At 55.9% G+C, this 1,861-nt stretch carries 2 protein-coding genes; both read right to left on the bottom strand.

Annotation, left to right across the window (positions count from 1 at the left end; genetic code table 11):
- Window positions 1-275 (bottom strand): transposase (locus ACT3TD_RS14735; protein ID WP_444638075.1); only part of this gene is annotated, 275 nt, incomplete at its 3' end.
- Window positions 276-602: 327 nt separating this feature from the next.
- Window positions 603-1,325 carry a cytochrome c biogenesis CcdA family protein gene (locus ACT3TD_RS14730; RefSeq protein ID WP_444615236.1) on the bottom strand — a complete coding sequence of 241 codons (723 nt, stop codon included), beginning with the start codon at window positions 1,323-1,325 and terminating at the stop codon, window positions 603-605.
- Window positions 1,326-1,861: the final 536 nt, after the last annotated feature.

Genomic DNA, 1,861 nt, shown 5'->3' with positions numbered 1-1,861 from the left:
TTGTCTTTGTGCAGCTCAGCGACCTGCCGGCGCAGGGCTTTGAGCTCGGCGCGTTCATCAAGGTTCAACTGCCCGGCTGGTTCACCATCCTGTTCGGCGCGTTCGGTGGCGACCCATTTGCCGAGGGTTCGTGCCCCGACGCCGAGTTCGCGGGCGACTTCGGTAATGCTACGGCCAGTGTCAATGACCAGGCGGGCGGCTTCGTGTTTGTACTCGGGGCTGAAGGTTCGCCGGGGTCGCTTCCCGCCGCCGGGGGTGGGGGTCTTGTTGGTCATGGTGACATCCTCCTTGTGCGGGACAATGTCCCGCTAAATCGGGTGTCCACTCAACGAGGGTAGGGCCACTTGCCATACGTCTCGCGTCCGGTGACGAGCTGCTGTACATGCAAGTCGGAAAGGTTGTTCGTGAGCCGAATGTATCACTAGTCCCTTGGTCACGCACAGAACGATTCATGCCCCAGGTGCTCTCTAGGATCGTAGGCATGGTGAACACAAACAAATCCGAAACAGCCGGCGAGTACCACGTGGCCGCCGAGCGAGCACGCCGTGATCGGACATCGGCCCCCGATGTGAATCTTCACCTACGACATATTCAAGCTATTTCTATACTGGCAAAGTTGTACCGAAGACCAGCCACTGCCTAATCCAGTCCACAAAAACCGCCCATTGGCCACTGACGGGGAGAATTCCCACGATAATAAGCATCGCACCACCAGCGATCTGAATAGAACGCGAGTGGCGCATCAGCCATCCGACACCTTTAAGTGCTTTAGCTGACCCGAGGGCGACCAGGATAAAAGGCACCCCCAACCCAAAACAGTAAGCCACGATGAGCACTACTCCACGCGCGGCAGTCATTCCTTCAGTACGCACCGATATAGAGATTATGCCTGTTAATGTCGGACCAAGACAGGGGGTCCATCCCAAGGCGAAAACAGCCCCTAGCAGTGGAGCTCCCGCAACGGTGGACCAGCGCCGGGGTGCCATCCTGGTGTCGTTCTGCAACGGTCGAATAAAGCCCATGAAAACCAGGCCCATCATAATTGTCACCACGCCGCCGATGCGCATCAGGGCCCCCTGATTTACCTGAACAGTCTGCATTACACCAAAGACCGTTACAGTCGCGAGGCTAAATACCACGGTAAAACCAGCCACGAAGAGTAGCGCGGCCCCACCGACGCCGCCACGGTACTGTTTGACTAGTGCACCGTCAGCTGTGTGTTCGGTTGTGGCTCCCACAACCCCAGCAAGATAGGAGATGTATCCCGGCACCAGTGGAATGACACACGGTGAAGCAAACGACACAAGACCCGCCACGGCAGCCACAAGAAGACCAAGAAGTAACGGACCACTAACAACTACCTCGGAAAAGCAGAACCTAGTTCAGAGATACCTGATCCCCTCTTTTCAACTGTTAATTGAGTAGTAGAAATATAGCGTTCCACAGATCGTCATCCATCGATTGAAGACGTAACATCTTCGCAATACAATCTTTCAACCCGGTCAGATCATGCTCGACAAATCTAAAGCAGATGATAATCCGAGCGGCATGTCAGAATTGAATCCCGAGTTGCACAGAGACGGACACACAAATCCATGATCCGCGACAATAATGTGGGCCATCTCACTCACCGCGTCACAAACGTTGAACTCTGACAGGATTCCCCTTCAGTCAGGCTCCTGTCAAGCCGCCCAAGCAGCAGAGCCCGCTGCCAGCCCCGCGGCTCTCATGACCTTCATGTAAGGGTGCAACCAACCCACCCTGCCCGGAAGACGTTGCTTATCATCGCTGCGACCCAATCCACCTCATGTCGACCAGGCGCCGATGCAGTGGCGTTGCTCCACCAACTTGGGGACCGGAC

Origin of the sequence: Corynebacterium sp. AOP36-E1-14, from assembly GCF_052377495.1 — a bacterium.
Classification (GTDB): Bacteria; Actinomycetota; Actinomycetes; order Mycobacteriales; family Mycobacteriaceae; genus Corynebacterium.
This window is presented reverse-complemented; position numbering and strand designations above follow the sequence as displayed.